The organism is uncultured Veillonella sp., from assembly GCF_905209685.1.
GTDB lineage: Bacteria > Bacillota > Negativicutes > Veillonellales > Veillonellaceae > Veillonella.
In genome coordinates this window covers 1-5,693 of record NZ_CAJLUB010000117.1, presented here as the reverse complement: position 1 = coordinate 5,693, position 5,693 = coordinate 1, and the positions used below count along the sequence as shown (strand labels likewise).

The 5,693-nt window shown below is 37.3% G+C and carries 5 protein-coding genes and 1 pseudogene; 5 read left to right on the top strand and 1 reads right to left on the bottom strand.

All coding sequences use genetic code 11. From position 1 onward, the window contains the following. Window positions 1–40 precede the first annotated feature (40 nt). From QZ055_RS07820 to QZ055_RS07805, 4 genes are all read left to right on the top strand, one after another. Complete coding sequence (locus QZ055_RS07820; protein ID WP_295825830.1) at window positions 41–1,297, top strand: hypothetical protein; 1,257 nt, start codon at window positions 41–43, stop codon at window positions 1,295–1,297. A gap of 57 nt (window positions 1,298–1,354) precedes the next feature. Next, window positions 1,355–1,930, top strand: a complete 576-nt coding sequence (locus QZ055_RS07815) for a TonB-dependent receptor (protein ID WP_295793097.1) — start codon at window positions 1,355–1,357, stop codon at window positions 1,928–1,930. A gap of 182 nt (window positions 1,931–2,112) precedes the next feature. Then, window positions 2,113–2,649, top strand: coding sequence for a flavin reductase (locus QZ055_RS07810; RefSeq protein WP_295825827.1), 537 nt, complete (start codon window positions 2,113–2,115; stop codon window positions 2,647–2,649). A gap of 35 nt (window positions 2,650–2,684) precedes the next feature. Then, on the top strand, window positions 2,685–3,926 hold the full coding sequence (locus tag QZ055_RS07805) for a hypothetical protein (protein ID WP_295825824.1): 1,242 nt from the start codon (window positions 2,685–2,687) through the stop codon (window positions 3,924–3,926). 134 nt (window positions 3,927–4,060) lie between these two features. Here the strand turns inward: QZ055_RS07805 and QZ055_RS07800 are convergent, their stop codons facing one another. Beyond that, window positions 4,061–5,410, bottom strand: a complete 1,350-nt coding sequence (locus QZ055_RS07800; protein ID WP_295825820.1) for a hypothetical protein — start codon at window positions 5,408–5,410, stop codon at window positions 4,061–4,063. A gap of 174 nt (window positions 5,411–5,584) precedes the next feature. Here QZ055_RS07800 and QZ055_RS07795 point away from each other — a divergent pair. After that, window positions 5,585–5,693, top strand: a pseudogene (locus QZ055_RS07795) (flavin reductase); the annotation flags it as partial.

Here is a 5,693-nt window from a genome sequence, read left to right as displayed (position 1 = left end):
TATTTTGTTGTAATGTGAGAGAAGAAAAAGAGAGGGTTTTATGTTACGTAAAAGTTTAATTATGATGGCACTAACCACTGCTTTCACCATGAATGTAAGTGCTGTACAGATCGAAGTGCCAGCCGGACAACCGCCTATGCCTGGAGCAGACGCGAGTATTCCTGCTAATGCGTATGAGAATTATCGTCATATTAATGAAGTGGCGGAGCAGAATGCAGAGGATTATAGTGAATTTATAAAATCACAACCTGTAAATCCTACATCTGGGATGGATAAGTTGTATCGAGAACGCCCTGGTTTGGCTAAGGCGTTGGAGTTAGCAGATTATTCTCAGTCTACCGTTGTATTGCTTCATGAAGGGGATAAGAATATTCGATTATCCGTACCAAACATTAGCTTTCGTGGAGATACTGTAGAGTCTAAGTCTGGAAAAGGGCCGTTATATGCTGTACGAAGCCTTAGTTCATTTTTAGTAGTAGGGCCTCCACATGGTAAAGCGCTCAATAAATATGCTGAAAAAGAAGGGAAATATACATATCCAGGTTTGCACGATGCATCTTGGAAGCTAATGTCAAACAATGCCCATGTAATGTATACGGAGTTTACACCGAATGACTCAAAGACTACCTATGGGATTAGTTATGGCGGTTGGGTTAATACGGAGGATCCGTATCAGGATAAATCACCGGAAGTTGTGATGAGTAATTATATTATTCCATCTATAGAATCCTTGTCTGGATTAGATAATTATAGTCGTGTTGAGCATTGGGGAAATTTCAGTTATCGTGTTCCTAAGACTGCAAAGTTAGTGAGTGAGGCTGTAGAGAATATTCAATATGATGTGAGAACCTATGAGGATACAGGGGCCAAGATACGTGTAGTGCGTACCTCCATATTGGGTGAAAAACGAGATGGAACGGTCATCAAGAGTTCCATATTATCCTTTTTGAGAAAGTATAACGATTTAGAAACACCTACACAATATGCAGTCGTATGGAATAATGGTATCGCAGGCTCTTTGATCGATTCTTACAAGCCTAATGGAGAGTCTTATCTCCGTCATGTTGTGAAAGATTCTGTGTACTTTTACAGTTATCGTATTAATTATGATGAAAGTAAGACCTCTTATACACATAAACAATGGAGAGATATGATTGAATATGTAGGCTTTGATGATGCAGTCAAACTTAGAAACGGTCCACAATGGAGAGAAGATGGAACCTATAAAGAGAAACTAGAAAGTGGACCTATATTTATTCCTTGGTATATGGAGTGGGTTAAGCTATTGAATCAATAGTGTGTAATATAGTGAATGTAGTTTGAGCTAATTATAAGAAATTTTAGGAGAGAGACTATGAAAACAAAATATATGGTTATGGGGCTTGTTATAGGCCTACAATTGGTAAGTGGTTATAGTTATGAAGCTGATGCGAGTTGGCTGAGTAAAACTTGGGACCGTCTAGAAACGAATGCCGCGAAACAATCTTATGATTGGCCCAAAGCTGAGCAATATACGCATTATGCGGGTGGACAAATTGTAGGAGCTACCTTACCAGAGGAGGATATGATGATCCTTGGTGTTTCATTAGGTAATACCTTTGATAGTGTAAAAGCTAGTCTAGGACAGCCTACTAAAGAAACTAGTAGAGGACTTACCTATGGTGGGGTTACATTTGGAAACTTTAAAATGGATGGTGTGGGTCCTATTGTTACCTATATGATGATCGAGAATCGTGATGCCACAACACATAGAGGCATTGCCGTAGGCGACTCCATGCGAAAGGTCCTTAATGTATATGGCAGACCCGATTTAGTAGATACTAACAATCGATGGTTTTATGGGAAATACCGCTATCGAACTGATATGATGCATGGCATACAATTTGAACAAAAAGGCGATAAAGTCAGCAAGATTTTAATTTATAAATGATTATATTCTTACCATATCTATGAAAAAAGCCGAGCTTTTAATTCATAGAATTAGCCCGGATTTTATTAGTTTATTCGTATATTTGTATAATATAATTCTTATTGTAACGTATATTAATGCATCATATAATGTGATTAGGAGAATTAGACGATGTTGGGAAATAAGATAAACCGGAGGTCATTATGAAAGCATTTGAATCAAAAGATTATAAAGCGTTTTCTATGTTTGAGGATCGTTGGGCTCTTGTTACAGCTGGTACGCCTGAGGCTTTTAATACTTGTACGGTTAGTTGGGGCAGTATGGGCAATGTATGGGGACCTAATGGTGGTGACATGTCCACGGTGACGGTGTATATCCATCCGGCTCGTTACACTCAAGAGTTTATGGCTAAATACGATACTTTTACCGTTAGTTTCTTTCCTGAAAGCTATCGCAAGGCGCTTGGTTATTTGGGTTCTCATTCGGGCCGCGATGAAGATAAGGTGGCTAACTCTGGTTTAACACCGGTTGCAGCAGGTGATGGCGTAACTTTCAAAGAAGCAGATTTAACATTTGTATGTAAAAAACTGTATGAACATCAATTTGACGAAGCTCACTTAGCGGATAACGTAAAGGAATATTATGCAGCCAATCCGTCTATGTATACCCAAGTTGGCAAAGATCGCTGGGAACCACACTATATGTATATCGGCGAAGTAGTTGAGGCTATAGAGGGCTAGTCTTATATACAACTTATTTATATTGAGGGAATTGTATGATTAAAAGAGCGATTTTAATAGGCCTTTATTCGTTTGGCCTTATAGTAACAGTACATGCTGCCAATATAAATCTTCCTGGTGGAGATGCCATGGTGCCTGATACTGCTTATGAAAGCTATTCTTATAATAGTGTTGATATGGATCTGGTAGAGTCTCAGTTTAGACGTCGCTCAGGCCCTGTGGTAGCACAGACTGTGAAAAATGGGCGTAGGACGGTAGAGCAAGCTAAGGCATATATGGATGGTAATGCCAAGTTTTTAAAACGCCAAGCTAATCAGAGTACAGTGTTCATCTTTGACGATGATACACAGCATATTCGCTTTTCTATGCCTTATCCAAGTCTTGAAAGTAAGGCGATTAATGATAACACTAATTCAGTTGTTAATGTCGTAAATGGTATCCCTCAATATTATATTAAAAGTATGAATGCAGATATCGTAGTCGATGTGGATGATAAGACTACCTATACGGATCGAGCTTTCACATATAAAACGGTAAAAAATGGTCAATGGCAGCAGAAGTATGGGATTATGACACGCATCCCCGGAAAAGAAGAGAAAGCTGAGCCGCTTACGAGTACGGGTGTTGAGTTTTCCCTGCCTAGTGATACGAACCATGTATATCGTGTTAACATCATAAATCGTGGTAATGGCAATCCAGATCATATTAGGTATGCAGAAGGGGCTTTAGCGAATTATGTGATTCCATCGGTAGAGGATACAAAAGCGATAGATCGCTATTCTAATGTTGAGAAATGGGGAAACCTTGAATATCGTGTGCTCAAGAATAGTACGAGAAAAGCCGATTATGAGCCTACCTCCTATGGTGAGGAAACGCGCGTTTATAAGGTGGGGGATATAGTGCAGCTGATTAAGCGCCGTCCGATTTTTCCAAATGATGAAAAACATTTTTATTCAGGTGCTTTTACTACGATGGATACGATGAGCCGAAAATACTCATATTCAGTTAATGATAATGCGACTATTTGGCGTAATGGTATGCCTGCATTTAGTGGCAGTGTAAAATTTGATAATGGTATTAATTATACATATTTTACAATCCGTGATGATAAATATGTGTACAGCATTGAAGTTGTTTATAAAGCCAATACGGTGAAGACGTCTTATCATGATATTCGTAATATGGTAGAAATGGCAAAATTGATCAATCGTCTGTATAAGCAAGAGTTTCCTGCGTTGAAGTACATTTGGGAAGCTGATGTTTTTAAATTGCCTTAAAGCTTAACTAATATTTTGTCTATGTGTAGATATACTTATGCATAAAAAGAAATAGAGAAAGAAAAAGAGCCAGTATTGCGATTTGCAGTACTGGCTGTTTTGGTTACACATCTTATTAGATTTTGAACGATGTTTTAATGGGCATGGCTCTCCTCTGTATCTGGGAATAAAACATGCTCTTTTAGTTTAAAGCTAGGATTATTGGTAGACTCAAAAAACTCAATCATATTTCGTAATTTTTGAATCTCTTCAACACTTAAAAAACTTGGATAAAAGATGATATAGGTAAAGCTATAGGTCCCATCATAGGATTGAAAGGTTAGGATGTGATCATTCTTATGAGGTGTATAGATGTGTGTGGATAGTCCAGGAATATTATTATTCCATATAACGGTATAATTAATATAATCTGATGTTGGTTGGTAATAGTAAATATCCCAGAACGTATCTAAATTAATGTTAAAATTGTAATGACCGTTTATAACAAGATCACGCGCATATGGGTTTTTAGGAATATTATTAGTAGAAACAAAGAATGTTATGTTCCCCTTTTTGTAGTATCTAATATCTTGGTACTCGGTGCCTTTTTCCTCACCTATGTATATAGCGTCTTTTGGTACGCGGTATTGTACACCGTTTAAGTTTTCTATGCGTGAATATTGATTTAATTCATTTAGATTTTGCACAGAAGGAAGCACATAATTAGCCAATAATTTATCTGTAGGAACTTTGTTCAGAACGGGGTTGTTATCATAATAGACAAACCCTGCGTGATATAAAGGGGAACGCATGTTATAGCCCTTAAATTTAAAATTGATCGTGTCGATGGTAAGAGTTGTTTTTTTACCGTTTTCAACGTGCGGCATCTTCATACTATCCCAAGTGCTGTAGGTAACAGTAGGATATGAAAATACAGTGCCCTTTATATCAGAAATGTGTTTTGCTGGATTACGTTTTGCCCTGTCCTGAAAGAAATCACGAACATTCTTGTCGGTTAGTTTTTCATAAGCTATTTTTGTGTTACGCCAGTCATAGTCTTTGTAATCAGCATAGTCAATTTCTAAATTGAGACTCCCATTATTGGTTAATACTCGATGGTCCTCAATAGTTCGACTTGGATTTTTGTAACGTCCTATATCATAATCACTTTTTATGCCCGCTATAGGGAATGAAAGCCGAATTTGGTTGTAATTGTCGTGAATGGAGATAACTGTATTATGGTAATGTTGACTGCGATATATAGAGGCAGCTTTAGCATACTCAATTTCGTTTTTACTAATACCATTAGCCTTGTCTGTTAACTTTAGTGCTTCCACATAGTTTGCTACATCCTTTTCAATATCAGGGCTCGTGGCTTGATAATTTATGTAGGCATCCTTTGGAATCTTCGAATCTGCACCAGGAATATTAACATCGATGGCTCCTATTGGTGATAATATAGTGCTTATCATAAAAGCACCCGCTAATAGTGGTAGTTTTGTCATGGTAGTATCTCCCGTTTATACTCTCATATCTATTGATACTGTCATAATCCATTGGTTATGTTACTAAGTATAATTATATTACATAATACTTATTGTACTGTATATTAGTGCATTATATAATGGGGTTAGGATAGTTATACGAGGTTGGGAAAATAAGATAAACCGGAGGTCATTATGAAACCATTTGAATCTAAAGACTATAAAGCATTTACTATGTTTGAAAAACGGTGGGCTCTTGTTACAGCTGGTACACCTGAGGATTTTAATACTTGTACTGTTAGTT